General features: G+C 71.5%; 26 protein-coding genes and 1 pseudogene. 12 read left to right on the top strand and 15 right to left on the bottom strand.

The features are described 5' to 3' along the window. Nucleotides 1-41 precede the first annotated feature (41 nt). The 5 genes from HZS56_RS21400 to HZS56_RS21380 form a co-directional block, all read right to left on the bottom strand. A complete protein-coding gene (locus tag HZS56_RS21400; RefSeq protein ID WP_216722369.1) occupies nt 42-833 on the bottom strand; it encodes a DUF1963 domain-containing protein in 792 nt (263 codons plus the stop codon). Between the two features lie 152 nt (nt 834-985). Continuing rightward, complete coding sequence (locus tag HZS56_RS21395; RefSeq protein ID WP_051777537.1) at nt 986-1,219, bottom strand: metallothionein; 234 nt, start codon at nt 1,217-1,219, stop codon at nt 986-988. A gap of 130 nt (nt 1,220-1,349) precedes the next feature. Next, entirely contained in the window at nt 1,350-2,336 is a 987-nt protein-coding gene (locus HZS56_RS21390; protein ID WP_216722368.1) for a DEDDh family exonuclease, read from the bottom strand. A 146-nt stretch (nt 2,337-2,482) separates the two neighbouring features. Continuing rightward, nucleotides 2,483-3,490, bottom strand: a complete 1,008-nt coding sequence (locus HZS56_RS21385; protein ID WP_216722367.1) for a CopD family protein — start codon at nt 3,488-3,490, stop codon at nt 2,483-2,485. Nucleotides 3,491-3,708: 218 nt separating this feature from the next. Beyond that, nucleotides 3,709-5,247, bottom strand: coding sequence for a S8 family peptidase (locus HZS56_RS21380; RefSeq protein ID WP_216722366.1), 1,539 nt, complete (start codon nt 5,245-5,247; stop codon nt 3,709-3,711). Nucleotides 5,248-5,740: 493 nt separating this feature from the next. Here HZS56_RS21380 and HZS56_RS21375 point away from each other — a divergent pair, with 493 nt between their 5' ends. The 3 genes from HZS56_RS21375 to moaA all read left to right on the top strand — a co-directional run bounded on the left by HZS56_RS21375 (nt 5,741) and on the right by moaA (nt 8,942). Beyond that, nucleotides 5,741-6,097 carry a DUF485 domain-containing protein gene (locus HZS56_RS21375; RefSeq protein WP_216722365.1) on the top strand — a complete coding sequence of 119 codons (357 nt, stop codon included), beginning with the start codon at nt 5,741-5,743 and terminating at the stop codon, nt 6,095-6,097. Further along, nucleotides 6,094-7,728 carry a monocarboxylic acid transporter gene (locus HZS56_RS21370; protein WP_216722364.1) on the top strand — a complete coding sequence of 545 codons (1,635 nt, stop codon included), beginning with the start codon at nt 6,094-6,096 and terminating at the stop codon, nt 7,726-7,728. Before HZS56_RS21375 ends, HZS56_RS21370 begins: the two co-directional genes overlap by 4 nt. Nucleotides 7,729-7,952: 224 nt before the next feature. Beyond that, nucleotides 7,953-8,942, top strand: coding sequence for a GTP 3',8-cyclase MoaA (gene moaA / locus HZS56_RS21365; RefSeq protein WP_216722363.1), 990 nt, complete (start codon nt 7,953-7,955; stop codon nt 8,940-8,942). Between the two features lie 34 nt (nt 8,943-8,976). On the opposite strand, the gene HZS56_RS21360 is transcribed toward moaA, so the two are convergent. Further along, nucleotides 8,977-9,234, bottom strand: a complete 258-nt coding sequence (locus HZS56_RS21360; protein WP_216722362.1) for a hypothetical protein — start codon at nt 9,232-9,234, stop codon at nt 8,977-8,979. Between the two features lie 285 nt (nt 9,235-9,519). Next, entirely contained in the window at nt 9,520-9,921 is a 402-nt protein-coding gene (locus HZS56_RS21355) for a DUF3099 domain-containing protein (protein ID WP_216722361.1), read from the bottom strand. A 262-nt stretch (nt 9,922-10,183) separates the two neighbouring features. Between HZS56_RS21355 and HZS56_RS21350 the strand changes: the two genes are divergently transcribed. Next, complete coding sequence (locus HZS56_RS21350) at nt 10,184-10,465, top strand: GlsB/YeaQ/YmgE family stress response membrane protein (RefSeq protein ID WP_216722360.1); 282 nt, start codon at nt 10,184-10,186, stop codon at nt 10,463-10,465. A gap of 117 nt (nt 10,466-10,582) precedes the next feature. Here the strand turns inward: HZS56_RS21350 and tyrS are convergent, their stop codons facing one another. From tyrS to HZS56_RS21325, 5 genes are all read right to left on the bottom strand, one after another. Then, nucleotides 10,583-11,851: a tyrosine--tRNA ligase gene (gene tyrS, locus HZS56_RS21345; protein WP_216722359.1), complete on the bottom strand. Its 1,269-nt coding sequence runs from the start codon at nt 11,849-11,851 to the stop codon at nt 10,583-10,585. Nucleotides 11,852-11,920: 69 nt separating this feature from the next. Then, nucleotides 11,921-13,318 carry a metallopeptidase TldD-related protein gene (locus HZS56_RS21340; RefSeq protein ID WP_216722358.1) on the bottom strand — a complete coding sequence of 466 codons (1,398 nt, stop codon included), beginning with the start codon at nt 13,316-13,318 and terminating at the stop codon, nt 11,921-11,923. After that, entirely contained in the window at nt 13,315-14,838 is a 1,524-nt protein-coding gene (locus tag HZS56_RS21335) for a TldD/PmbA family protein (protein WP_216722357.1), read from the bottom strand. The genes HZS56_RS21340 and HZS56_RS21335 overlap by 4 nt, the downstream gene beginning before the upstream one ends. Before the next feature lie 78 nt (nt 14,839-14,916). Then, nucleotides 14,917-15,117 (bottom strand): DUF397 domain-containing protein, encoded by a 201-nt coding sequence (locus tag HZS56_RS21330; RefSeq protein ID WP_216722356.1) that lies wholly within the window; start codon nt 15,115-15,117, stop codon nt 14,917-14,919. After that, nucleotides 15,114-15,959, bottom strand: coding sequence for a helix-turn-helix domain-containing protein (locus tag HZS56_RS21325; protein WP_216722355.1), 846 nt, complete (start codon nt 15,957-15,959; stop codon nt 15,114-15,116). Before HZS56_RS21325 ends, HZS56_RS21330 begins: the two co-directional genes overlap by 4 nt. Nucleotides 15,960-16,126: 167 nt before the next feature. Here HZS56_RS21325 and HZS56_RS21320 point away from each other — a divergent pair. The 4 genes and pseudogenes from HZS56_RS21320 to fabI all read left to right on the top strand — a co-directional run. After that, nucleotides 16,127-16,558: pseudogene (locus HZS56_RS21320) on the top strand (ATP-binding protein); the annotation flags it as partial. A 149-nt stretch (nt 16,559-16,707) separates the two neighbouring features. After that, complete coding sequence (locus tag HZS56_RS21315) at nt 16,708-17,094, top strand: type II toxin-antitoxin system VapC family toxin (RefSeq protein ID WP_253914609.1); 387 nt, start codon at nt 16,708-16,710, stop codon at nt 17,092-17,094. Nucleotides 17,095-17,266: 172 nt separating this feature from the next. Beyond that, nucleotides 17,267-17,971 carry a 3-oxoacyl-[acyl-carrier-protein] reductase gene (gene fabG / locus HZS56_RS21310; protein ID WP_216722352.1) on the top strand — a complete coding sequence of 235 codons (705 nt, stop codon included), beginning with the start codon at nt 17,267-17,269 and terminating at the stop codon, nt 17,969-17,971. A gap of 5 nt (nt 17,972-17,976) precedes the next feature. Further along, complete coding sequence (gene fabI / locus HZS56_RS21305) at nt 17,977-18,744, top strand: enoyl-ACP reductase FabI (protein ID WP_216722351.1); 768 nt, start codon at nt 17,977-17,979, stop codon at nt 18,742-18,744. 126 nt (nt 18,745-18,870) lie between these two features. Here the strand turns inward: fabI and HZS56_RS21300 are convergent, their stop codons facing one another. Beyond that, the gene (locus HZS56_RS21300) at nt 18,871-19,557 is read right to left on the bottom strand and encodes a FadR/GntR family transcriptional regulator (RefSeq protein WP_216722350.1); all 687 of its coding nucleotides are present in this window, start codon (nt 19,555-19,557) and stop codon (nt 18,871-18,873) included. A gap of 55 nt (nt 19,558-19,612) precedes the next feature. Here HZS56_RS21300 and HZS56_RS21295 point away from each other — a divergent pair, with 55 nt between their 5' ends. From HZS56_RS21295 to HZS56_RS21285, 4 genes are all read left to right on the top strand, one after another. Then, nucleotides 19,613-20,962, top strand: a complete 1,350-nt coding sequence (locus tag HZS56_RS21295; RefSeq protein ID WP_216722349.1) for a CynX/NimT family MFS transporter — start codon at nt 19,613-19,615, stop codon at nt 20,960-20,962. 87 nt (nt 20,963-21,049) lie between these two features. After that, the gene (locus HZS56_RS38370; protein WP_253914608.1) at nt 21,050-21,166 is read left to right on the top strand and encodes an SGM_5486 family transporter-associated protein; all 117 of its coding nucleotides are present in this window, start codon (nt 21,050-21,052) and stop codon (nt 21,164-21,166) included. Between the two features lie 181 nt (nt 21,167-21,347). Beyond that, on the top strand, nt 21,348-21,626 hold the full coding sequence (locus HZS56_RS21290; protein ID WP_253914623.1) for a hypothetical protein: 279 nt from the start codon (nt 21,348-21,350) through the stop codon (nt 21,624-21,626). Between the two features lie 93 nt (nt 21,627-21,719). Then, nucleotides 21,720-22,238, top strand: coding sequence for a SixA phosphatase family protein (locus tag HZS56_RS21285; protein WP_216722348.1), 519 nt, complete (start codon nt 21,720-21,722; stop codon nt 22,236-22,238). A gap of 130 nt (nt 22,239-22,368) precedes the next feature. Here HZS56_RS21285 and serB read toward each other — a convergent pair whose 3' ends face one another. After that, nucleotides 22,369-23,613: a phosphoserine phosphatase SerB gene (gene serB, locus HZS56_RS21280; protein ID WP_216722347.1), complete on the bottom strand. Its 1,245-nt coding sequence runs from the start codon at nt 23,611-23,613 to the stop codon at nt 22,369-22,371. A gap of 133 nt (nt 23,614-23,746) precedes the next feature. Further along, nucleotides 23,747-24,547, bottom strand: a complete 801-nt coding sequence (locus HZS56_RS21275) for a streptophobe family protein (RefSeq protein WP_308408117.1) — start codon at nt 24,545-24,547, stop codon at nt 23,747-23,749. Nucleotides 24,548-24,696 lie beyond the last annotated feature (149 nt).

Raw genomic sequence — 24,696 nt, 5'->3', positions numbered from 1 at the left:
ACCGGACCGTGTTCGACGGCGGACACGAAGGGCCGGCACCGTCACGGTCCCTGATATCCGTAGACGCGATCGAAGCGCCGGGCGGCGAGGTCCTGGCGCCGGATCGCCCAGATGAAGGTGGTGAACTCCGCAACGGACTCCAGAGCCTCGTCCTCCCGGCAGACCCAGGAGGCCAGATCGACCCAGTCGTCGCCTTCCTTCTTCTCCAGAATTCCGGGAAGGTCACTCTCGTGCCAGCCCCCGAGCTGGATGGGCATGGCGACCCATGACTCCGGCTCAGTCAGCGTCCCCCATTCGTCACCGAGCACACCGGCGATGACCAGCGGATCTTCGTCGTCGTCGACGTCTTCCTCCTCTTCCGCCTCCTCGGTGATGTCGATGCCGTCGGACGTGGAGAACCCGGACCCGGCCACCCGCAGGGGCCGCTCCGGGTACGGAGTGTTCATGGTGGACGGCTCGGGGGAGGAGCGGGGACCCGTCGGCGTTCCGGCCGGGACGTAGCACGTGGCGGCGTCGCCCGTCGCACCGCCCACACCCACCGCGGCGAAGAACAGCAGGTGGCCGTCGGGCGGCATCGGGAGATCGGTGGCACCGGCCGGCAACGCGGCGCAGTCGATGGAGAAGATGAAGGGAAGGGACGGGTCCGGCGCATCGTGCGGCAGCATCGGGGCGCCGCCCATCCGGCCCACGCACAGCGGCCCGTCCTCCACTGCCAGATGGACGGCGGGGCGGATGCGGGCTATGAACGCCTCCACCTCGTGCGGGGGGATGCCGCGGGCGGCGGCTCGGGGGCGGAAGAGTTCGGCCGCAGCGGCGAGCTTTTCTTCGAACATGCGTTCATGGTAGGGGTCGTTCCGAGTGCGGCCGGCCGTTTCCGGCGTACTCGGAACAGCCCTGCACGGGCGGCCCGGCCGTCGTCGACGGCCCCGGCACTGCGGGTACTTCCGCCGGGCTGCCACCGGCGATGCCGGAGCCGTCGGTGCGCTCAGACCTTGTCGACGATCCCCGCCCTCCCCTCCGCGCGGGCGCAGTGGGCGCCGCAGAACCAGTGGCCGTCTACCTCGACGCCCTGGCCGATGATCTGCACCCGGCAGTGCTCGCAGATGGGGGCCATCCGGTGGATCGCGCAGGAGAAGCAGTCGAAGACGTGCACCGCTCCCTGGGCGTGGACCTCGAAGGACATTCCGTAGTTGTTGCCGCATACTTCGCATGTCGCCATGCGCCACAGGGTGGGCCGTCGCCACGGCGCGGGCGAGCGGCCGGCGGGCGAGTCGCCCGGAATCACCCGTCCGTACGGCTCACCCGCGCGCGGCCCGCGGTCGCCGTACGGTCCACGGCTGTCGCACGGCTCACCCGTCCGCGGGCTCGACGTCCGCGAGCAGCTGCCCGAACGCCGCCTCGTCCACCACCGGTGTGCCGAACTGACGGGCCTTGACCACCTTGGAGGTGCCCGAGTCCGGGTCGTTGGTCACCAGCAGGCTGGTCAGCCGGGACAGGCTCGTGGCGACGTGCAGCCCCGCCTCCGTCGCGCGGTCCTCGAGGAGGTCGCGCTCGACTGAGGTGTCGCCCGAGAAGGCGACCCGCATGCCCTGCTTGAGTCGTTTGCCCTCTTCGTACCGGCCCGGATTGGGATAGGGGCACGCGGGCCTCTTCCGGGAGGGGCGCCAACTGGTCGGCCGGTAGCCGCCGTAGCCCGCCTGCTGCCCGATCCGGGGCGTGGGCCGGTCCGTCCACTCGGTCAGCGGCCGGCACTCGTGCAGCGGCAGCCGCACCCCGCCCGCCGCCGCGGCCGCCAGGCTCGGCCGGAACGCCTCCGCCAGCACCCGTGCGTCGTCCAGCGCGTGGTGGGCGCGCTGCTGCACGACGCCGAAGTGCGCGGCCAGCGACTCCAGCTTGTGGTTGGGCAGCGGCAGGTCCAGAGCCTTCGACAGGGCGATGGTGCACAGCCGTTGGCGCACCGGCGCCTCGCGTTTCGCGCGCGCGTACTCCCGGGCGATCATCTGCCAGTCGAAGACGGCGTTGTGCGCGACGAGGACGCGCCCGTCGAGGCGCGCCGCGAACTCCTCGGCGACGTCGTCGAAGAGGGGAGCCCCGCGCAGCACGTCGCTCGTCAGACCGTGTATCCACACCGGGCCCGGATCGCGCTGCGGATTGACCAGCGTGTACCAGTGGTCCTCGACCTCACCGCGGGCGTCCAGCCGGTAGACGGCCGCCGAGATGATGCGGTCGTCGCGGGCCAGGCCGGTGGTCTCCACGTCGACGACCGCGTACCCCTGCGGGTACGCGGCCGGCCACGCCGTGGCGGACGGCGCTGCGGTCGTGCGGTCTTCGAGCATGGTCAATGAGGATACGGGCCGGGACGGACACTCCGGACCCCGAGGTGTCCCGCGCCGTCAAGTTCCGCCCGCCCGGGAAGGGTTGCGGCACCCCGGAGTCCGGGCAGCCCGGAGGCCGGGCATCCCGCTCACCCCGGTCACCGTGTTCACCACCGGATCGGCACCGGAAGGGCCGTCAGAAGTCCCGACACCGCGACCACCACGCCCAGCGCCACGACCTCCGCGCGCGCGGGAGAGCAGGCGGACAGCGGGTCGCTCGCGCGGGCCAGCCGGATCCTGGCCCACAGGGCGAGGACGGCCACGGCGGCCACCAGCAGCACCTTGGCGAGCAGGACCCGCCCGTACGCCGTGTCCGTCAGCTGCTCCAGGATCGTGCCCGGCGGCATCCGGCGCAGCGAACTGCCCACCCCAGTCGCCGTGAGGGCGGCCAGCAGAACGGCCGCCACGCGCGCGTAGAGCCCGAGCAGAGCCGGGCCCGCCTCGGCCTCCCGCCACCGCCGCAGCACCCGCAGCGCGTACAGCAGGCCGCCCACCCACAGCGAGGCGCACGTCAGATGGACGAGGGTCAGACCGGAGCCCAGCAGCGGGCTGTACTCGGTCGTGGGGTGCGCGCGCAGCGCCTCCGCGACGACGACCGCGGCCAGCGGCCAGACCTGGAGTCCGGGCCGGCGCGAGCCGGTGCACAGCCAGGCGGCGAGGAAACCGTTGACCTCCAGCAGTGCGAGCTTGCCGTCCCGGGACTCGTACAGTCCGCCGACGTCGATGTCGGCCATGCCGCCCGGCACGAGGTTGCCGGTCGCCACCACCGAGGCCAGCCCCAGCGCCGCGAGGAAACCGGCGGCGGCCGCGTACGGGGACCAACTGCGGGGCCGGTCCGGGGGAGCGCCGGGCAGCGACCGGGCGAGCCGGTTCACGAACAGCTCGCCGAGCGGAACGCTCAGCGCGGCGAAGAGCACGGTGCGCAGCAGCGCGATGCCGCCGGTGCCGGGCGCCTCGGCCTCCCCGGTGCCGTGCAGGGCGGGGGACGGCCCCAGCACGGGTATCAGCGCGGCCAGCGCCACCAGCACGAGCACGGCCGCGGTCCGGCCGGTGCCGGAGGAGCGTGAGCGTCTTCCGGTGCCGGCGGTCCGGGGCGGGGGTTGTATCGGCGTCACCCCAGGATCTTCACCAACTCCCCCGAAACGGGCAAGTTCCGAGGCGGGGGGGGGGGGGGGCCCCCCCCCCCCCCCCCCCGCCCCCCCCACCCCCCCCCCCCCCCCCCCGCCCCCCCCCCCCCCCCCGCCCCCGGCGGCCGCGCCCCCCCCCCCCCCCCGCCTCACACGCGTCACGTCACACACGGCACACGCGCGCGGTGCTCAGCGCGTGACCGGTGTCAGCGGCTCACCGCGTCCAGGGCGTCCGCCATGCCCCAGCCGTAGAAGCCGTTGCGGTTCTTCGGGCCCTCGCACACCGCGTCGACCTTGCCGTCGCCGTCGATGTCGTACGGGTCGGTGCACGCGGTGGCGTCGGCCTGGGCGTACAGCAGGGCCTTGACCAGGGCCGGGGAGGCGTGCGGGTGCGTCGACTTGATGAGGGCGGCGACGCCCGCGACGTGCGGCGAGGCCATCGACGTACCGGCCATGTAGCCGTACTCGCCGCCGGGCAGCGTGCCCAGGATCAGACCGCTGGTGGCGGGTGCGTCCGGCGTCTGGTAGGCCGTCGAGTCGCCGCCGGGCGCGGCGATGTCGATGACGCCCCGGCCGTAGTTCGAGAAGGACGACTTGAGGCCCTTCGCGCCGGTCGCCGCGACCGTCACGACACCCGGCAGCTGGGTCGGGATGTCCAGGCACTCGGACGGGTCGACCACGCGGTCACCGGGGGTGCCGTCGTTCGGGGACGACGGGTCGGTGATCTCGTCCGAGGTGAGGTCGTAGTTCTCGTTGCCGGCCGCGGCGACGTTGACCGCGCCCTTCTTCTCCGCGTACCGCGTGGCCCGCGAGACGGCCTCGACGAGCGCCTTCTGGTCCGGGTCGTTCTTGCAGTTGAAGTACCACGGGTCGGTGTAATAGCTGTTGTTCGTCACGTCGACGCCGTGCTCGGCCGCCCACATGAACCCGCAGACCACGGCCTCGGTGTAGAAGAAGCCGTCGGGGTTGGAGACCTTGATGCCGGCGACCTTCACCCCGGGCGCCACGCCGGTCATGCCGACGCCGTTCTTGGCGGCGGCTATCTCACCGGCCACGTGGGTGCCGTGCGGGCTCTCCTCCGCGCTCGGCCGCCAGGCGCCGTCGGTGGTGTCCGGCTTGCCCGCGACGCAGTTGACGGACGCCTTGCGGTCGAAGTTCGGGGCGAGGTCCGGGTGGGTGTCGTCGACGCCGGTGTCGATGACGGCGACGGTCACCTTCTTGCTGCCCAGCGACTTCTCGTGCGCCTTGTCCGCCTTGATGGCGGGCAGGTCCCACTGCAGCGGCTCCAGCGGGTCCTGGCCCTCGGCGGCCTGCCCGGCGGCCTCCGCGGCGGCCAGCTCCTCGCCGCTGAGCACCTTCGGCGCGCCCGTGTCCGTCGTCGCGGCCGAGGGCAGCGGCGCGGTGCGGGTGGCGCCGGCCGACTGCACGCCGCGCACCTTGCGCACGGTCTTGGCGAAGTCGGGGTTGGCCGAGTGGACGACGACCACGCCGATCCGGTCGTACGACGTGACGATCGTGCCGCCCGCCTTGGCTATCGCGCGCCGTACCGTCGCGGAAGGGCGGTGCCCGCCGGCGACGTTGACGACGTAGCTGAGCGGGGTCCCGTCCGTCGCCGCGGACGGGGCGGCCTGGGCCGCGGGCGCCGCGGCGGCCGGGGTGCCCGGCAGGAACGCCAGTGACGCGGCCACGGCCATACCGGCCGGGATCGCGAGGGCACGGCGGTGACGCGGGTGAGGTGCGGTCATGCGGAATGTCTCCAGTCCGTTGGGGAAACTCGGGATACTCGTGCTGCCGGCGCGTGGCGGGGCGGCATCGGTGCCTGCGGGGCGGGCAGGAGTGCCTGCGGGGCGGGCAGGGGTGCGCGCGGGGCGTCTCCCGCCTTCGTGTGCGACACCTTCACCCCCGGTGCGACCGGCATCGCGAGGGCGAGTCCGGGTCCGGAGCGCGGACGGCTCGGGAACGCAGATGATCCATGGGGTCTCCACATCATCCGGCAAACGGCACCTGTCCAGGACGGGATGCGACGCGGGCAGGTACATGACGTAGTCGTGCAGGGTGAAGCTATCCCCAGAAGTCGCTGGCCAGCAATGACCCCAAGGGACGACTTCGGAAAGTGCCACGGACGTTGAACCGGGTCCCGAGGGGCGCCGTGTCGTTGGGCAGGGAGTCCGAGCACGACCGGTTCCCTGCGAGAACACCGAGGTCCAAGCCGTCATGTCCGTCGTACGAGGAGACTCCGTGGCCACCGACGCACCGCCCCCCTCGAAAGAGGAACGCCCACTTCCCTCCGCCGAGGAGTTCTCCGAAGTGCAGCAGAGCGCTGAGTTCGCCGAACTGCGCCGCTCCTTCCGCTCCTTCGCGTTTCCGCTGACGATCGCCTTCGTCGCCTGGTACCTGCTGTACGTGCTGCTGTCGAACTACGCCGGCGGCTTCATGGGCAACAAGCTGTTCGGCAACATCAACGTGGCCTTCGTCTTCGGCATCGCCCAGTTCGTCACCACGTTCCTCATCGCCTGGTGGTACTCGCGGCACGCCGCCGCGAAGCTCGACCCCAAGGCCGAGGCCATCAAGTCCCGGATGGAGGGCGGCGCATGAGCCCCGCACAGACCGTTTTCGCCGCCGAGCTGGCCGCCAACGAGGCGAGCGAGCACCGGCCGCTGATCATCACGCTCTTCTCGGTCTTCGTCGTCGCCACGCTGTTCATCACCGTCTGGGCGGGCCGTCAGACCAAGGACGCCGCGGACTTCTACGCGGGCGGCCGCCAGTTCAGCGCCTTCCAGAACGGCCTCGCCGTCTCCGGCGACTACATGTCGGCGGCGTCCTTCCTCGGTATCGCCGGCGCCATCGCCCTCTTCGGCTACGACGGCTTCCTCTACTCCATCGGCTTCCTGGTCGCCTGGCTGGTCGCCCTGCTCCTGGTCGCCGAGCCGCTCAGGAACTCCGGCCGGTACACGATGGGCGACGTCCTCGCGTACCGCATGCGCCAGCGCCCCGTGCGCACCGCCGCCGGCACCTCCACGATCGTCGTCTCGATCTTCTACCTGCTGGCCCAGATGGCGGGCGCCGGCGTCCTCGTCTCGCTGCTGCTCGGCATCACCTCCGACGCGGGCAAGATCCTCATCGTCGCCCTCGTCGGCGTCCTGATGATCGTGTACGTCACCATCGGCGGCATGAAGGGCACCACCTGGGTCCAGATGGTCAAGGCCGTGCTGCTGATCGGCGGCACCATCCTGATCACCTTCCTGGTGCTGCTGAAGTTCGACTTCAACATCTCCGACCTGCTCGGCAAGGCCGCCGAGAACAGCGGCGCGGGATCCGCCTTCCTGGAGCCCGGCCTCCAGTACGGAGCGAGCGGCACCACCAAGCTCGACTTCATCTCGCTGGGCATCGCCCTGGTGCTCGGCACCGCCGGCCTGCCGCACATCCTGATCCGCTTCTACACGGTGCCCAACGCCAAGGCCGCCCGTAAGTCCGTGAACTGGGCGATCGGCATCATCGGCGTCTTCTACCTGATGACCATCGCCCTCGGCTTCGGGGCCGCCGCGCTCGTCGGGAAGGACGAGATCATCGCGTCCAACCCGTCCGGCAACACGGCCGCGCCCCTGCTCGCCCTGCACGTCGGCGGCGTCGACTCGGCCTGGGGCGCGATCCTGCTCGCCACGATCTCGGCGGTGGCCTTCGCGACCATCCTCGCCGTGGTCGCCGGTCTCACACTCGCCTCGTCCTCGTCCTTCGCGCACGACATCTACGCCAACGTCATCCGCAAGGGGCAGGCCACCGAGAAGGAGGAGATGAAGGCGGCCCGCTGGGCGACCGTCTTCATCGGCATCGTCTCCATCGCCCTCGGCGCCCTCGCCCGCGACCTGAACGTGGCCGGCCTGGTCGCCCTGGCCTTCGCGGTCGCCGCGTCCGCCAACCTGCCGACGATCCTCTACAGCCTGTTCTGGAAGAGGTTCACCACCCAGGGCGCGCTCTGGTCGATCTACGGCGGTCTGATCGTCGCCGTCGGCCTGGTGCTGTTCTCGCCCGTGGTCTCCGGCGACCCGACGGCGATGTTCCCCGACGTCGACTTCGCCTGGTTCCCGCTGAAGAACCCGGGCATCATCTCCATCCCGTTCGGCTTCCTGATGGGCTGGCTCGGCACGGTCCTGTCGAAGGAGGAGCCCGACAAGGCGAAGTACGCGGAGCTGGAGGTCCGGTCCCTGACCGGCACCGGAGCCCACTGACCCCGGCCCGCTGGTCCCGCTCGGGGGCCGGTGACTCCGCCCCGGCCCCACCCCGCGCGCGGCCCCGTCGTAGGTCCCTACGACGGGGCCGCGCCGTACGTCGTAGGGATCGGGCCACGGCCGATGTCGGTGCGGTCACGTAGGCTCGCAAGTACAGGAGATTCAGGAGGAGCGGCAGGAGGAGACAGGCACTCCGCCGGTCCGCGTCGAGGGAGGGGGCCCACGTGCTCATCGACACCTACGGCCGAGTGGCCACCGACCTGAGGGTCTCGCTCACCGACCGCTGCAATCTGCGCTGCACCTACTGCATGCCCGAGGAGGGCCTGCAGTGGCTGGCCAAGCCCGACCTGCTCACGGACGACGAGATCGTCCGCCTCATCGACATCGCGGTCACCCACCTCGGCATCGAGGAGGTCCGCTTCACCGGCGGGGAGCCGCTGCTGCGCCCCGGCCTGGTCGGCATCGTCGAGCGCGTCGCCGCCCTCGGACCCCGGCCCCAGATGTCCCTCACCACCAACGGCATCGGCCTCAGGCGCACGGCGACGGCCCTGAAGGCGGCGGGCCTGGACCGGGTCAACGTCTCGCTGGACACCCTGCGCCCCGACGTCTTCAAGACCCTCACCCGCCGGGACCGCCACAAGGACGTCCTGGAGGGCCTGGAGGCCGCCCGCCAGGCCGGTCTCACCCCGGTCAAGGTCAACAGCGTCCTGATGCCGGGGCTCAACGACGACGAGGCCCCCGACCTGCTCGCCTGGGCCGTGGAGCACGACTACGAGCTGCGCTTCATCGAGCAGATGCCCCTGGACGCCCAGCACGGCTGGAAGCGCGAGGGCATGGTCACCGCGGGTGACATCCTCACCTCCCTGCGTACCCGCTTCGAGCTGAGCGCCGAGGGCTCCGAGGAGCGCGGCTCCGCCCCCGCCGAGCGCTGGATCGTGGACGGCGGCCCGCACCGCGTCGGCGTCATCGCCTCCGTCACCCGCCCGTTCTGCGCCGCCTGCGACCGCACCCGGCTGACCGCCGACGGCCAGGTCCGCACCTGCCTGTTCGCCCGCGAGGAGACCGACCTGCGGGCCGCCCTGCGCTCCGACGCCCCCGACGAGGAGATCGCCCGCCTGTGGCGGCTGGCCATGTGGGGCAAGAAGGCGGGCGCGGGCCTCGACGACCCCACGTTCGTGCAGCCGGACCGCCCGATGTCGGCGATCGGGGGTTAGGACGGCCGGGACGGTCCGGACGGTCAGGACGGAGTCAGGTCCTGCCGGGGTTCTCCGGGGACGTGTCCCAGTCCGCCAGCGGGACCACGTCCTTGAGGAAGCCCCGCACCCCGAGGAACTGGGACAGGTGCTCCCGGTGCTCCTCGCACGCGATCCACGTCTTGCGGCGTTCCGGCGTGTGGATCTTCGGGTTGTTCCACGCCAGCACCCAGACGGCGGCGGCACGGCAGCCCTTGGCGGAGCAGACGGGGGCGGTCTCCGGGGCGGCGTCCGGCGCGGTTCGGTCACTCACAGGTCCGTCTCACAGGTCTGTACGGGTCCACGGGGCCACGGGTCCACACGGGTCCACGCACACAGGGTTTCACAGGGTTCACACAGGAAAGGTCCGCACAAGGCGACGCCGAGCAGCCACGGGGGGAGCTGCCCGGCGTCGGTCCGTCGCTCCGACGGGGGATGCGGAGCGTGTACGAAGTATGTCACGGGTCGCCCACGACCTGGCACCGGAACGACATGATTCATCTGAGCATTTCTTCGGCCTGGCGTGGAATCGACGCCCGCCCGACGGCCCGCACCGCGGTCAGGAACGACCGCGCGCCCCACCCGCCGCACCCGGCGACGGGTCCGACACAGCACTCTCCGGTACGGATTCCGCGTCCGTCGAACCACCCGCGGCGCGCGGCGGCGTGAGCATCGGGGGCGTCGGTGCCGTCACGAACGTCGACGGCAACGATGGCGCGTTCTCACGCCCCGCGTTGGCGATCACGACCGCGATGTAGGGCAGTGCCGCCCCGAGGACCAGGGCCACGATCGCGACGTGCCGTTCCACGTTCCACAGGCAGACGGCGAGGATCACCGACGCCGTACGGATCGACATCGAGATGATGTACCGGCGCTGCCGCCCGCGCACGTCCTCCTGGAGGCCCGTCCGGGCTCCGGTGATCCGGAACACCTCGACGCCGCCGGCACTCTGCTTCCGCATCCGGTTCCACCATCCGTCCGTGTCGGACCGTCCCCGCCCCGCTCCCGTCCGCGGCCGCTCGGGGACTCCGGTCCCGGACAACTCACCACGTTACGCCGCACCCCCGCCGCTCACGAGACCGGGTCACCCCCTGTTCCGTCCGCCCGGCGCGGGCCCCTCGGCGCAGGAGCCGTCCCCCGTTCGGCCGTGCCCGGCATGCGCCGAACGCGGTACGGCCGAAGACTGGCGGCAATGCTCGCTGGAGCCGTACGAGGAGGCAGTCATGGGCTGGTTGTGGGCGATCATCGTGGGATTCGTGCTCGGCCTGATCGCCAAGGCGATCATCCCCGGCAAGCAGCACATGCCGCTGTGGCTGACCACCATCTGCGGCATGATCGGCGCGATCGTCGGCAACGCGATCGCCCGCGCGGCCGGCGTCGACGCGACGTCCGGCATCGACTGGTGGCGGCACCTCTTCCAGCTGGTCGCCGCGATCATCGTGGTCGGTCTCGGTGACGCGGCCTACACGGCCGTACGCGGAAACAAGCGACGCGAACGCGCCTGAGGAGGGCACCACCGCGAACCCCGCGGGGGCGGCTCCGGGAACCAGAGTTCACCGGAAGCCGCCCCCGCAGCCCGTCGACCGCACCCCGGCCCGCCGAGTCGCCGGGCGGCCGGTCGCTCAGGCGCCGGTGACCTCCACCGCCGCCAGGTTCTTCTTGCCGCGGCGCAGCACCAGCCAGCGGCCGTGCAGCAGGTCCTCCTCGGCGGGGACGGCGTCCTCGGCGGCGACCTTGACGTTGTTCACGTAGGCGCCGCCCTCCTTCACCGTCCGCCGCGCGGCCGACTTGCTGGCCACCAGGCCGACCTCGGCGAACAGGTCGACGACCGGGGCGGGCTCGGCGACCCGCACGTGCGGCAGTTCGGAGAGGGCCGCGGCCAGCGTCCGCCCGTCCAGCTCCGTCAGGTCGCCCTGCCCGAACAGGGCCCGGGACGCGGCGATCACGGCGGCCGTCTGGTCGGCGCCGTGCACCAGCGTCGTCAGCTCCTCCGCGAGCGCCCGCTGCGCCGCCCTGGCCTGCGGACGCTCCTCGGTCTGCCGCTCCAGCTCCTCCAGCTCCTCCCGGGAGCGGAAGGACAGGATGCGCATGTACGTCGAGATGTCCCGGTCGTCCACGTTCAACCAGAACTGGTAGAACGCGTACGGGGTCGTCATCTCCGGGTCGAGCCAGACGGCGCCGCCCTCGGTCTTGCCGAACTTGGTGCCGTCCGCCTTGGTCATCAGCGGCGTCGCGTACGCGTGGACCGACGCGTCCGGCTCCAGGCGGTGCAGCAGGTCCAGGCCCGCCGTCAGGTTGCCCCACTGGTCGCTGCCGCCCTGCTGCATCGTGCAGCCGTAACGGCGGTAGAGCTGGAGGAAGTCCATCGCCTGGAGCAGCTGGTAGCTGAACTCCGTGTAGCTGATGCCCTCGGAGGACTCCAGCCGGCGGGCGACGGAGTCCTTGGTCAGCATCTTGTTGACCCGGAAGTGCTTGCCGATGTCCCGCAGGAACTCGATCGCCGACAGGCCCTCGGTCCAGTCGAGGTTGTTGACCAGCACCGCGGCGTTCTCGCCCTCGAAGGTCAGGAACGGCTCGATCTGCTCCCGCAGCCGCTGCACCCAGCCCGCGACGGTCTCCGGCGAGTTCAGCGTGCGCTCCGCGGTCGGGCGCGGGTCGCCGATCTGGCCCGTGGCTCCGCCCACCAGCGCCAGCGGCCGGTGCCCGGCCTGCTGGAGCCGGCGCACCGTGAGCACCTGCACCAGGTGCCCCACGTGCAGGGACGGCGCGGTCGGGTCAAAACCGCAATAGAACGTGACGGGACCGTCCGCGAGCGCCTTGCGCAATGCGTCCTCGTCGGTGGACTGGGCGAACAGCCCGCGCCACTTCAGCTCGTCGACGATGTCCGTCACGGTTCTCGTGTCTCCTTGGTGTGATCTTGCGTCGAGACGTATCGACCGGTCTCGTAATCGGGTACGAGGTTATACGCCCTGACTGACAGAGCTCATATTGAAATCGGGCACCCGCAGTGCGGGCATCGCGGCCCTGGTGAACCAGTCGCCCCACTCCCTGGGCAGCGTCTTCTCCGTACGCCCGGCCTCCGTGGCCCGCCCCAGCAGACCCACCGGCGACTCGTTGAACCGGAAGTTGTTCACCTCGCCGACGACCTCGCCCTGCTCGACGAGGTAGACGCCGTCCCGGGTCAGCCCGGTCAGCAGCAGCGTCGCCGGGTCCACCTCGCGGATGTACCACAGGCAGGTCAGCAGCAGCCCCCGCTCGGTGCTCGCGACCATCTCCTCCAGGGACCGGCCGGGATCGCCCCCGTCCAGGACGAGGTTGCCGACCGCCGGGGCCACCGGCAGTCCGGTCAGCCCGGCGCCGTGCCGCGTGGTCGTCAGCCGGTGCAGCTCACCGGCCCGGATCCACTCCGTCGCCGCCACCGGCAGCCCGTTGTCGAACACCGACTGGTCGCCGCCCGAGGAGTGCGCCACCACGAACGGGGCGCTCTCCAGGCCCGGCTCGTGCGGGTCACTGCGCAGGGTCAGCGGCAGCGCGCCCAGCCGCTCACCGACCCGGGTGCCGCCGCCCGGCTTCGAGAACACCGTGCGCCCCTCGACCGCGTCCCGCCCGGAGGACGACCAGTACTGGTAGATCAGCAAATCGGCGACGGCGGTCGGCGGCAGCAGCGTCTCGTACCGCCCCGCCGGCAGCTCCACCCGCCGCTCGGCCCACCCCAGCCGTACGGCCAGGTCGGCGTCGAGGGCCGCCGGGTCGACGTCCTTGAAGTCCCGCGTGGCCCGCCCCGCCCACGCCGACCGTGTCCGGTCCGGCGACTTCGCGTTCAGCTCCAGCGTCCCGCCCGGCTGGTCGTGCCGCAGCCTGAGCCCCGTCGACGTACCCACGTACGTCGACGTCATTTCATGGTTGGCGAACCCGTACAGCTCCCGGCCGCCCGCACGCGCGCGTGCGAACGCCTCGCCGAGCGCGGGCGCGAAGTCGGCGAACACGGCCGACGACGTCTCGGCGGGCGCGTCCGTGAAGTCCGGCGCCACCGCCCCGCCCGTCACCAGCGGCTGCGCGTCCTCGGCCGGACCGGCACCCCGCGCGGCGGCCTCGGCGGCCCGCACCAGGGGCTCCAGCTCGTCCAGGGTCACGGCAGAGCGCGACACCACGCCGGACGCCGTGCCCTCGCGCCCGTCGACGGTGGCGACCACCGTCAGCGTGCGCCCGCGCGTGACACCGTTGGTGGTGAGCGCGTTGCCCGCCCAGCGCAGGTTGGCGGTGGACTCCTCGTCGGCGATGACGACGCACCCGTCCGCCCGCGACAGCTCCAGCGCCCGCTCGACGACCTCGTGCGGCTTGTTGCTGCGGACGCTCATCGACCGGCCTCCTGCGTCGTGTTCAGAATGTTGACACCCTTGAAGAGGGCGGACGGACAGCCGTGCGAGACGGCCGCGACCTGCCCGGGCTGAGCCTTGCCGCAGTTGAAGGCACCGCCCAGGACATACGTCTGCGGGCCCCCGACGGCCGCCATGGACCCCCAGAAGTCGGTGGTCGTCGCCTGGTACGCCACGTCCCGCAACTGCCCCGCGAGCCGCCCGTTCTCGATCCGGAAGAACCGCTGACCCGTGAACTGGAAGTTGTACCGCTGCATGTCGATGCTCCACGACCGGTCCCCGACCACGTAGATCCCGCGGTCGACGCTCCCGATCAGGTCCTCGGTCGACAGCCCGCCCGGGTCCGGCCGCAGCGACACGTTGGCCATCCGCTGCACCGGCACGTGCGCGGGGGAGTCGGCGTAGGCGCACCCGTTGGACCGCTCGAACCCGGTGAGCTTCGCGATCCGCCGGTCCAGCTGGTAGCCCACCAGCGTGCCGTCCTTCACCAGGTCCCAGGACTGGCCCGCGACGCCCTCGTCGTCGTACCCGATCGTCGCCAGCCCGTGCTCGGCGGTGCGGTCGCCGGTGACGTTCATCAGCTCGGAGCCGTAGCGCAGCGTGCCGAGCCGGTCGAAGGTGGCGAACGAGGTGCCGGCGTACGCGGCCTCGTACCCGAGCGCCCGGTCCAGCTCGGTGGCGTGCCCGATGGACTCGTGGATGGTCAGCCACAGGTTCGACGGGTCGACGACCAGGTCGTACAGCCCCGCCTCGACGCTCGGCGCCCGCATCTTCCCGGCCAGCAGCTCCGGGATCTCGGCCAGCTCCGCGTCCCAGTCCCAGCCGGTGCCGGTCAGGTACTCCCAGCCGCGCCCGACCGGCGGCGCGAGCGTCCGCATGGAGTCGAACTCGCCGCTGGAGTCGTCCACGGACACGGCGGTGACCACGGGGTGCAGCCGTACCCGCTGCTGCGTGGTCGAGGTCCCGGCGGTGTCCGCGTAGAACTTGTTCTCGTGCACGGTGAGCAGCGAGGCGTCCACGTGATCGACCCCGTCGGCCGCCAGCAGCCGGGCGCTCCAGTCGGCCAGCAGCGCCGTCTTCTCCGCGTCGGGCACGGCGAAGGGGTCGATTTCGTACGCCGAGATCCAGGTCCGGTCGGCGTGCACGGGCTCGTCCGCGAGTTCCACCCGCTCGTCGGACCCGGCGGCCCTGATCACCTGCGCCGACAGCTTCGCCATCGCCACCGCCTGCGAGGCGACCTTCGCGGCGGCGTCCAGGGTCAGATCCACGCCGGACGCGAACCCCCACGTACCGCCGTGCACCACCCGCACCGCGTACCCGAGGTCGGTGGTGTCCGAGGACCCGGCGGGCCGGGCGTCCCTGAGCCGCCAGGAGGCGCTGCGCACCCGCTCCAGCCGGAAGTCGGCATGCTCGGCCCCGAGGGCCCGCGCACGGGCCAGGGCGGCGTCGGCGAGGGGGCGCAGGGGGAGTGCCGTGAAGGACGGATCGAGATCATGGGGCACGGGTGGGGATCCCTTCAAACGCGGGCGGGCACGAGAACAACTCCCGTGCCCGCCCGCCGGTGTCATGTAAGGCCGAACTTAGCCGCCCGCGGGTACGCCCGCCGCGAGCGCCGTGAACGCGGCCCACGCCGTGGGGGTGACGGCGAGGGGCCGGATGCTCCTGTCCTTGGAGTCGCGGACGTGCACTGTTTCGGGGCGCATGGCGACCTCGACGCAGTTGTCGCCTTCGCTGCCGCTGTAGCTGCTCTTGTACCAACTCAGCTCACCAGTGGTGCTCATAGCGCTCCTCGCATCTGTTCCAGCAGCTTCACGGTAGCCCGGCAGTCCAGGGCTTGGGCACGCAGCCTGCCATAGCGCTGGAGCAAGACGCTTGCGTCCTTGGGCGTGGAGATCAGATTGCTGGATCGCTGTCCTTCGGTGTAGCCGATCCACTGGTGAGCAGACGTCTCAGCAAGATACAACTGACCGTCGATCCCGCAGTGGTCCTCCTGGACGATGGGCATGATCTGGATCTCGACGTTGCGCCGGGTGCCCACATCAAGTAGGTGGTTGATGACCTGCTTGGTGACCTCAGGCCCGCCCATTCGCCGTGCCAGGACGCCCTGCTCAATGACGAAGCTGAACGTCGTGTTCGGCTTGGCGACAAAGAGCTGCTGACGATCCAACCGCGCCGTGACCTGACGTTCGACATGCTCCTCGGACACCGGCGGCAGCCGTCGGTCCATGATCGCCCGGATGTATGCCTCCGGCTGCAACAGCCCAGGAACCGCCCGGCACTCATATGCGTACAGGGAGATCGCTTCCTCCTCGACGCTGGCCCACTGCCGGAACCACGAAGCCAACCCCGCCCTTCGCGTCAGACTCCTCGCCGCCGCTGTGAGGACCTTGACCGCGACCGGCCCCAGTACTTCCTCCGCCCTTGACGGCAGGTCCCCCGGAGGGAACCGCTTGCCCTGCTCGATCTTGGCGACGTAGGCCGCCGAGTACTGCACCCGCAGGGCGAACTCCTCCTGTGTCAGGCGGGATTCCTCGCGCAGGGCCTTGAGGACCGCGCCGAAGGTCTTGAGACTGTCGGAGAGTTCCGTTTCCGTACCGTTCGCGTTGCCGCTGTCCGCCTTCATCGCCGCGTACCTCCCGTACCCGCCTTTTCACGCCTCGCCCAACGACGCCCAACCCACCCAGGGTCACGGAGCGTTACCCACCCAGTCCAGAGTGTGCACCGATACAGCCGCGCGTGTATGGGCATCGTGCCTGTTGGGGATCGGGGGCGGATCGGAACGCTGGGCGCATGTCAGCGCCACGGGCCCAAGGGGCCGTAACCGTAAGTGTGTTCGCTCAGCGGTTCTCCGCCACGCGCAGGGGCGCCCGCCTCGCCCGCAGACTCGCCACCCACCAGCTCGACCTGTGGCACCTGCCCTACGGCGGTCCGGTCTCCGACACCGTCGCCCTCGTCGTGGCGGAACTCGCCGCCAACGCGGTCGTGCACGGCTGTGTCCCGGGTCGAGACTTCGAACTGCGGCTCGCGTACGACCGGCCCGCGGGGCTCGTCCGCGTCGAGGTGTCCGACACCCACCCGGACCTTCCGGCGACGTCGGGCCGGCCCGACGAGGACGCCGAGGACGGGCGGGGCCTGCTCCTCGTGGCGGCGGTCGCCGACCGCTGGGGCGTGGAGGGGCGAACGGGGCCGGGCAAGACGGTGTGGGCCGAGTGCGCCGCCCCAGACGCGCATCTGGTGGCTCAGGGAAAGATCAAGTTGAAGTCGGCCACGGCCGCCGACCGGCACAGCATGCCGCACTACGAAGTGGCGGAGGACGTTGATCCGCTGGCGGTGCTCCTGGCCGAGCGCGAGGAAGACGACCGTTGATCTGCATGGATACGTCGGCGTTGGTCACCTGGATGGCCCGGCGCAGTCACTGGGGTGCGTTGGACGCCTTCCTTCAGCAGCGGGCCACGGAGCCGCTCGCCACCAGCACCCTCGGCTTCGTCGAGACCGTACGGACACTGGACCTCATGGGGCACTTTCCCAAGGCGATGGAGGACCTCGACGTCCGCATCACCGAAATTCTCCTCACCCGAGAGGTGCGCGACGGAGCGGCGTTGCTGGTCGGGCGCCTGAAAACAATGGACGCCGTCCATGTGGCCAGCGCACTGGCGCTACGGGACGACCTGACGGCTCTGGTGACCTACGACCGCAGAATGCTGGAGACGGCTCGCGCGGAAGGTCTGCCCGCCCACGCGCCCGGCATGGAGGACTGAAGCCCCGCGCGGTTCTGTAGGGACCCGACAGTCAGCCCCGTAAGCCACTGTGGGTGCCCGAGTCTCTGCGGGAGGTCCGGGACCGATAGGTTTTCGAGGAAGCCGCCTGCCGTCGGTGCCCTCCGCGAGGGCGCTCCGGCGGGTGTACGACCGCTAGGGAAAGGGTGATCCGTTGAGCCGCTCGGTTCTCGTCACCGGAGGAAACCGGGGCATCGGCCTCGCCATCGCCCGCGCCTTCGCCGACGCCGGCGACAACGTCGCGATCACGTACCGCTCGGGTGAGCCGCCGGAGGGCTTCCTGGCCGTCAAGTGCGACATCACCGACACCGAGCAGGTGGAGCAGGCCTACAAGGAGATCGAGGAAGCGCACGGCCCCGTCGAGGTCCTGATCGCCAACGCCGGCATCAACAAGGACCAGCTCCTCATGCGGATGTCGGAGGAGGACTTCACGTCCGTCGTGGAGACCAACCTCACCGGCACCTTCCGCGTCGTCAAGCGCGCCAACCGCGGCATGCTGCGCGCCAAGAAGGGCCGCGTCGTCCTCATCTCCTCCGTGGTCGGGCTGCTCGGCTCGGCGGGGCAGGCGAACTACGCCGCCTCCAAGGCCGCGATGGTCGGCTTCGCGCGCTCCCTCGCCCGTGAGCTGGGCTCGCGCAACCTCACCTTCAACGTCGTCGCGCCGGGCTTCGTCGACACCGACATGACCAGGGAGCTGAGCGAGGAGCAGCAGGCCAAGATCCTCGCGCAGGTGCCGCTGGGCCGGTACGCGCGGTCGGAGGAGATCGCCGCGACGGTGCGGTTCCTCGCGTCGGACGACGCCTCGTACATCACTGGAGCCGTCATCCCCGTAGACGGCGGACTGGGAATGGGTCACTGATCACCATGAGCGGAATCCTCGAGGGCAAGCGCGTCCTGATCACCGGTGTGCTGATGGAGTCCTCCATCGCCTTCCACGCCGCCAAGCTGGCCCAGGAGCAGGGCGCCGAGATCATCCTGACCGCCTTCCCGCGGCCCACCCTGACCGAGCGCATCGCCAAGAAGCTGCCCAAGCCCACCAAGGTCATCGAGCTGGACGTCACCAACGACGAGCACCTCGGGCGGCTCGCCGACGTGGTCGGCGAGGAGCTGGGCGGGCTCGACGGCGTCGTGCACTCCATCGGTTTCGCACCGCAGGACGCGCTCGGCGGCAACTTCCTGAACACGCCGTTCGAGTCGGTCGCCACCGCCATGCACGTCTCCGCGTACTCCCTGAAGTCGCTGACCATGGCCTGCCTGCCGCTGATGCAGAACGGCGGCTCCGTCGTCGGCCTGACCTTCGACGCGCAGTACGCCTGGCCGCAGTACGACTGGATGGGCCCGGCCAAGGCCGCGCTGGAGGCCACCAGCCGCTACATGGCCCGTGACCTGGGCAAGCAGAAGATCCGCTGCAACCTGGTCTCGGCGGGCCCGATCGGCTCCATGGCCGCCAAGTCCATCCCGGGCTTCGCCGACCTCGCCTCCGTGTGGGACAGCCGCTCCCCGCTGGAGTGGGACCTGAAGGACCCGGAGCCGGCCGGCCGCGGCATCGTGGCGCTGCTGAGCGACTGGTTCCCCAAGACCACGGGCGAGATCATCCACGTCGACGGCGGTCTGCACGCCATCGGCGCCTGAGCGACGGTCGCGGATCGCTGATCACCGATCGGTGATCGCTTACGCGGGGCCCGCATCCTCCAGGGGAGGGGCGGGCCCCCGGCATGTCTCCCCGGCGTGTCTTCCGCCCCGGGCGTGTCGCCCAGCTCAGCCGATCGTGCGGAACCGGCCGGGGTGGCACAGGAACGGGTAGTCCGCCGCCTCCCGGCGCGCCGTCTCGGCGTCCCCCGCGCGGATCGCGTCCACCAGGCGGGTGTGGTCCATGTGCGCGTCGGGCGTCAGCTCACTGCCGACGTCCCCGCGCAGCCAGTCCCGCATCACCTCGTCCAGGTCCGCGTACATCGCCGTCATCGCGTCGTTGTGCGAGGCGGCCACGACGGCCAGGTGGAAGTTGGCGTCCGCCGTCACGAACGCCTCCGTGTCGCCCGTCTCGAAGGCCTCCTCGCGGCGCACGAGCAGCGCGTCGAGCTGCTTGAGGTCCTTCTCCGTGCGCCGTTCGGCGGCGAACCGCGCGGCGGCCGACTCCAGCGTGGAACGCAGCTCCGCGATGTGCCGGGGGTCGGTCTCCGCGAAGCGGCGCTGCATCACGCCCGCCAGCTCACTGGTCGCCACGACGTACGTGCCCGAGCCCTGGCGGATGTCCAGCAGGCCGTTGTGGGCCAGCGCGCGGACCGCCTCGCGGACCGTGTTCCGCGCGACCCCGAGCTGTTCGACCAGCTCGGGCTCGGTCGGGATGCGGGAGCCGACCGGCCACTCGCCCGAGGCGATCTGCTGCCGCAACGCCGAGATGACCTGCTCCGACAGCGCTGAACGGCGGGGATGGCTCAGTGGCATGGCTCACCTTCGGACGTGCGGGGCGCGAGTGGACAATCAATCATCCCATGATTCTATGATGGACCTCATGGTTAGTGAGGAAACCCGGACGGAGACCCGTACGGACATGTCGGAGACCCGTACGACACCGGCGACGCGTGCAGTGCCCGGCAAGGCGCCCTCCGCGCGCGCGTGGACGCCGTGGACGACCCGCCTGCTCGTCCTCGGGATCGTCCTGGCCGCGTTCAACCTGCGTCCCGCCATCACCAGCCTGGGCGCCCTCCTGGAGGAGGTCCGCGACGGGCTCGGCATGAGCGGCAGCGTCGCCGGACTCCTCACCTCCGTACCCCCGCTCTGCTTCGCCGTCTTCGGGGTCATGGCGCCCCGGCTCGCCCGCCGCTTCGGCCCCGGCGCGGTCGTCTGCGCCGGCATGGTCGCCATCACCGCGGGCCTGCTGATACGCCCGTACGCCGGCGGCACGGCCGGATTCCTGGCGGCCACCGCCCTCGCGCTGATGGGCATCGCGGTCAGCAACGTCCTGATGCCGGTCATCGTCAAGCGGTACTTCCCCGACCGGGTCGGCTCGATGACCGGCCTGTACTCGATGGCCCTCGCCTTCGGCACCTCCGTCGCGGCCGCCGCGACCGTGCCCGTGACGAACGCCCTGGGCGGCGGCTGGCAGCCCGGCCTCGCGGTGTGGGCCGCGCTGGGGGCGGCGGCCGTCCTGCCGTGGGTCCCGTTCGTACGGCACCGCGAGGCGCCGACGGCCGCACCGGCGCAGGAGGGGGCCGCGGGGACCTCGGGGGGCCAGGGAGCCGCGCCGGCCGCCGAGCAGCCCCCGCTGCGGATCACGCGCAGCCGCACGGCCTGGGCGCTGGCCGTCTTCTTCGGACTCCAGGCCACCGCCGCCTACATCACGATGGGGTGGATGGCCCAGATCTTCCGGGACTCCGGCGTCTCGGCGGGCACCGCCGGGCTGCTGCTCGCCGTCATCATGGTGATGGGCGTACCGCTCGCCTTCGTCATCCCGCGCGTCGCCACCCGGCTGCCCCACCAGGGGCCGATCGTCGTGGTCCTCGGCGTGTGCGGACTCGCCGGATACGCCGGTCTGTACTTCGCCCCGGTCGGCGGCGCCTGGGCCTGGGCCCTGCTGCTCGGCGTCTCCAACTGCGCCTTCCCGCTCGCGCTGACCATGGTCGGCATGCGGGCCAGGACCGGTGCGGGCGTCGCCCAGCTGTCCGCCTTCGCACAGAGCACCGGCTACCTGATCTCCATCCCGGGACCTCTCCTCGTGGGCGTGCTCTACCAGCACAGCGGCGGGTGGGGCCTGCCGATCACGCTGATGTGCGCCCTGATGGTGCCGCAGATCGTGGTGGGTGTCCTGGCGGGGCGCGACCGCACGGTGGAGGACGAGGCGGGCCGCTGATCCGGGCGGACGGCGCGGCGGTGTCCCGGCCGTGCGGTGTGGCGGCCCGCCGGACCCGGTCGTCGGCGCGGATGCGAGACTTGCCGCATGCCAGTCCTCGACCCGAACCCGCAGCACGGCCAGAAGAAGATGCTCATCGTCTTCGGTTCCTTCCTGGTGATCTTCGTGATCATCGGTATCATCGCGACGATCGCCTCGCCGTGACCTCCGCTCCCGCTTTCGAGGGTGGGGTTAACCCCCCGTCCCCTAGGGGGTGAGGGTCAGGGTCAAGTGGGTGGACTTCCGGATGGGTTGGGGCCCGCGGATTCCGTAACTTCGAGATGTGCCCGCGACAGGCGGACCGCGGAGCACGGACCAGGGAGCTCGAAGACCAGCGGAGGCACTCATGGCGGTCACCACCCACACCGGGCCTCCACGGGCCGCGAGGGCGACCGGGGCGACTGTGGCCGCTGCGACGAGCGGGGCGGCCGCGACGAGCGGGACGACCGGGACGACCGGGAGCGGCGTCGAGACGCGGCTGCGCTGGTGGGCCCTCGCCCTGCCCGTCCTCGCCTTCATGACGCTGCTCCTGCTGATACTCAACCCGGCCGACGCCCAGGCGGCCACCGAGCAGCCCGCGATCCTCCACCTCCTGGAGCGACTGCAGCAGCTGATCCTGCGCTGAGGCCGCGCCGACGGCCCCGGAAGTGCTCACAGCGGTGAATCCGCATGTCAACTCCCTGCGCCCCGTGGTCTGTTTCATGCGAAGCTGGATGCCATGAGCGTCGCAGAACCCCGCAGGATTGTCCTTTTCCGGCATGCGAAAGCCGACTGGCCACAGGTGACCGACCACGAGCGACCGCTCGCCGAGCGGGGCCGCAAGGACGCCGCAGAGGCCGGGCGCCGGCTGGCGGACACCGGTGTCCCGTTCGACCAGGCCCTGTGCTCCACGTCGACCCGGACCCGCGAGACCTGGAAGCTCGCCGTCCAGGAGTTCCCGCACCGGCCGAAAACCGTCTACGAGGAGCGGATCTACGAGGCCTCACCCGGCGAGCTGATCGCCGTGCTCAACGAGACCCCCGACGACCTGCGCAATGTGCTGGTCATCGGCCACAACCCGGGTATGGAGGGGCTCGCCGAGATCCTGGCGGGCTCGGCCGAGGACGAGGTCCGTGAGCGGATGGGCCGCCGGGGCTTCCCGACCGCAGCCTTCGCCGTCCTGACCTTCACGGGTGACTGGAAGGACGTCGAGCCCGGCCGCGCCTCACTGGTCGACTACTGGGCGCCGACGGACTGACCGGAGCCAGCGACTGGTCGGGCCCGGGCGTTGGCTGCTCGATTGGACAGTTTGTCCCGGGCGACACGCCGTCTACGCCGGCGTGTCGCCGGGACAAAGTGTCCCATCACCGATGACAGCGGATCGCCGGTCAGGCCCGGCCGAGCGGCAGACCGACTCCCGCGCCGAGACCCTCGTCCAGCGTGTCGGCGGCCTCGACCTCCTCGCGGGTGATGCCGAGCAGATAGAGGACCGTGTCCAGGAAGGGCACGTTCACCGCGGTGTGCGCCGCCTCGCGCACCACCGGTTTCGCGTTGAAGGCGACCCCGAGCCCGGCCGCGTTCAGCATGTCCAGGTCGTTGGCGCCGTCACCGATCGCCACGGTCTGCGAGAGCGGCACGCCCGCCTGCTCGGCGAACCGGCGCAGCAGCCGTGCCTTGCCCGCCCGGTCCACGATCTCCCCGGTCACCCGGCCGGTCAGCCGCCCGTCGACGATCTCCAGCGTGTTGGCCTGGGCGAAGTCCAGCCCCAGCCGCTCCTGCAGATCATCGGTGACCTGGGTGAAGCCGCCGGAGACGACGCCCACCTGGTAGCCGAGCCGCTTCAGGGTGCGGATCAGGGTGCGGGCGCCCGGCGTCAGCCGTACCTCCGCGCGGACCTTCTCCACCACCGAGGCGTCCAGCCCCGCCAGCAGCGCCACGCGCGCGTGCAGCGACTGCTCGAAGTCCAGCTCCCCGCGCATCGCGGCCGCCGTCACCTCGGCGACCTTGTCCTCGCAGCCCGCGTGCGCGGCGAACAGCTCGATGACCTCGTCCTGGATCAGGGTGGAGTCCACGTCCATCACGACCAGGCGCTGCGCCCGACGGTGCAGCCCCGCCGCGACGACCGCGATGTCCACGCCGAGCGCCGCGGCCTCGGTGGCCAGCGCGGTCCGCAGAGGCTCGGTCTCCGCGCCGGACACGGCGAACTCGACGGCCGTCACCGGATACTTCGCCAGCCGGAAGATACGGTCGATGTTGCTGCCGGACTCGGCGATCCGGGCCGCTATGGCCGCCGTGGCCTCGGCGGTGAGCGGGTGCCCGAGCACCGTGACCAGGGAGCGGCCGACACCGCGCGGCCGGTTGTCGCCGATGCCGGAGATGATCTCCGCCTGCAGCTTCAGCGACTCGGCCCAGCTGTGGACGGTCGCCCGCAGGTCGCCCTCCAGACCGCGGGGCGGCTCGGTCACGAGCGCACACAGCACGATCCGGCCACGGGTGACGACCTGCTCGATGTCGACGACGTCGACGGAGTAGGCGGCGAGAGTGTCGAACAGGGCGGCCGTGATGCCCGGCCGGTCCTTGCCGAAGATCTTGACGAGAAGCGTGGGAACGTCAGAGGTCTGCGTAGCGCTCATGGTGTTCCCACCGTATCCGGCACTCGGTGCCGGACGCCGCCGAGGTCCGCCTGACGGACAGGAGGGCAGGCACGCGGTGGTCCGGCCACGGCCTTCTCCGTCAGGTCTCTTGGTCAGGTCTCTCCACCGTCGGTCACTGCCCGTCCCCGGGCCTCCGCGGCGGTGCGGGAGGCGGGGTAGGAGGCGGCGGTGGTGGCGGGGGTACCTCGCCCCAGGGCCGGGACGACGGCCGTTCTCCCGGTCGTGGAGGACGGCGCGGGGTTCCCGGTGCGGGTCCGGGTTGTCCCGCGACCGTAGGAGCCCCGTACACGTCGTACCACCCGTCGGCGCCGCTCTCCTGCTCGTGCCCGGCAGCACTCCCGCGCGGTGGCGCGGCGTCCCGCTCCTGGCCCGCCCCGGCCGCCTGGCCCACACGGTCCTCCTGGTCCTCCTGGTCCTCCTGCGGTCCGGGCCCGGCCCTGTCCTGCCACCGCAGATAGGGGTTCGTGCTCGCGTTGGGCGGCCGGTGCGGCAGGCCCGGCCGGTACGGCCCCGCCCACAGCGCCCTCGCGGCGGCCGGATCACCGACTCCGCCGCCTCCACCGCCACGACCCCCGACACCCTCCGTCACCGTCAAGGCACTCAGTGCCAACGGCGTCGCGCCCGTACCCGCCGCCCCGCTCACCCGGGCCAGCAACGCACCGGCGGCCCCCGCCCCCGCACCCCACACCGCGCCCAGCAGCAGGGCCGCGCCCAGGTGCCCGTGCAGGTCGAGGCCCGCGCCGAAGGCATCGATACCGAGGACCGACACCGAGGCGTCCACGGACACCTCCGTCAGCAGGGCAAGGAGCGGCAGCGCCAGCGCGGTCGCGACGCCGAGCCGCAGTGCACAACGCCCCGCGAAACCGAGAGCCGACGACGGACCCGGCGCCCGCCCCGATGCCGGAACCGACACCCCGCCGGACGCCACACTCGCCGCGACCCCCGGCGCCGCACCGAACCCCGGCACCGCACCGAACCCCGGACTTGTTCCAGCGCCCGGACCTGTTCCCGCCCCCGCTCCGGGACCTGCCCCCGCGCCCGTACTCGCGCCTGGACCTGCCC

Source organism: Streptomyces mayonensis (genome assembly GCF_018982965.1).
In the GTDB taxonomy this organism is placed as follows: Bacteria; Actinomycetota; Actinomycetes; order Streptomycetales; family Streptomycetaceae; genus Streptomyces; species Streptomyces mayonensis.
Note: the sequence above shows the minus strand (reverse complement) of the source record. Positions and strands in the feature narration are given on the sequence as shown.

Coding starts and splice junctions, on each gene's coding strand:
- HZS56_RS21400 (WP_216722369.1), bottom strand. CDS start 833: ATGTTCGAAGAAAAGCTCGCCGCTGCGGCCGAACTCTTCCGCCCCCGA.
- HZS56_RS21395 (WP_051777537.1), bottom strand. CDS start 1,219: ATGGCGACATGCGAAGTATGCGGCAACAACTACGGAATGTCCTTCGAG.
- HZS56_RS21390 (WP_216722368.1), bottom strand. CDS start 2,336: ATGCTCGAAGACCGCACGACCGCAGCGCCGTCCGCCACGGCGTGGCCG.
- HZS56_RS21380 (WP_216722366.1), bottom strand. CDS start 5,247: ATGACCGCACCTCACCCGCGTCACCGCCGTGCCCTCGCGATCCCGGCC.
- HZS56_RS21370 (WP_216722364.1), top strand. CDS start 6,094: ATGAGCCCCGCACAGACCGTTTTCGCCGCCGAGCTGGCCGCCAACGAG.
- HZS56_RS21355 (WP_216722361.1), bottom strand. CDS start 9,921: ATGCGGAAGCAGAGTGCCGGCGGCGTCGAGGTGTTCCGGATCACCGGA.
- HZS56_RS21350 (WP_216722360.1), top strand. CDS start 10,184: ATGGGCTGGTTGTGGGCGATCATCGTGGGATTCGTGCTCGGCCTGATC.
- HZS56_RS21340 (WP_216722358.1), bottom strand. CDS start 13,318: ATGAGCGTCCGCAGCAACAAGCCGCACGAGGTCGTCGAGCGGGCGCTG.
- HZS56_RS21330 (WP_216722356.1), bottom strand. CDS start 15,117: ATGAGCACCACTGGTGAGCTGAGTTGGTACAAGAGCAGCTACAGCGGC.
- HZS56_RS21325 (WP_216722355.1), bottom strand. CDS start 15,959: ATGAAGGCGGACAGCGGCAACGCGAACGGTACGGAAACGGAACTCTCC.
- HZS56_RS21315 (WP_253914609.1), top strand. CDS start 16,708: ATGGATACGTCGGCGTTGGTCACCTGGATGGCCCGGCGCAGTCACTGG.
- fabI (WP_216722351.1), top strand. CDS start 17,977: ATGAGCGGAATCCTCGAGGGCAAGCGCGTCCTGATCACCGGTGTGCTG.
- HZS56_RS21300 (WP_216722350.1), bottom strand. CDS start 19,557: ATGCCACTGAGCCATCCCCGCCGTTCAGCGCTGTCGGAGCAGGTCATC.
- HZS56_RS21295 (WP_216722349.1), top strand. CDS start 19,613: ATGATGGACCTCATGGTTAGTGAGGAAACCCGGACGGAGACCCGTACG.
- HZS56_RS38370 (WP_253914608.1), top strand. CDS start 21,050: ATGCCAGTCCTCGACCCGAACCCGCAGCACGGCCAGAAGAAGATGCTC.
- HZS56_RS21290 (WP_253914623.1), top strand. CDS start 21,348: ATGGCGGTCACCACCCACACCGGGCCTCCACGGGCCGCGAGGGCGACC.
- HZS56_RS21285 (WP_216722348.1), top strand. CDS start 21,720: ATGAGCGTCGCAGAACCCCGCAGGATTGTCCTTTTCCGGCATGCGAAA.
- serB (WP_216722347.1), bottom strand. CDS start 23,613: ATGAGCGCTACGCAGACCTCTGACGTTCCCACGCTTCTCGTCAAGATC.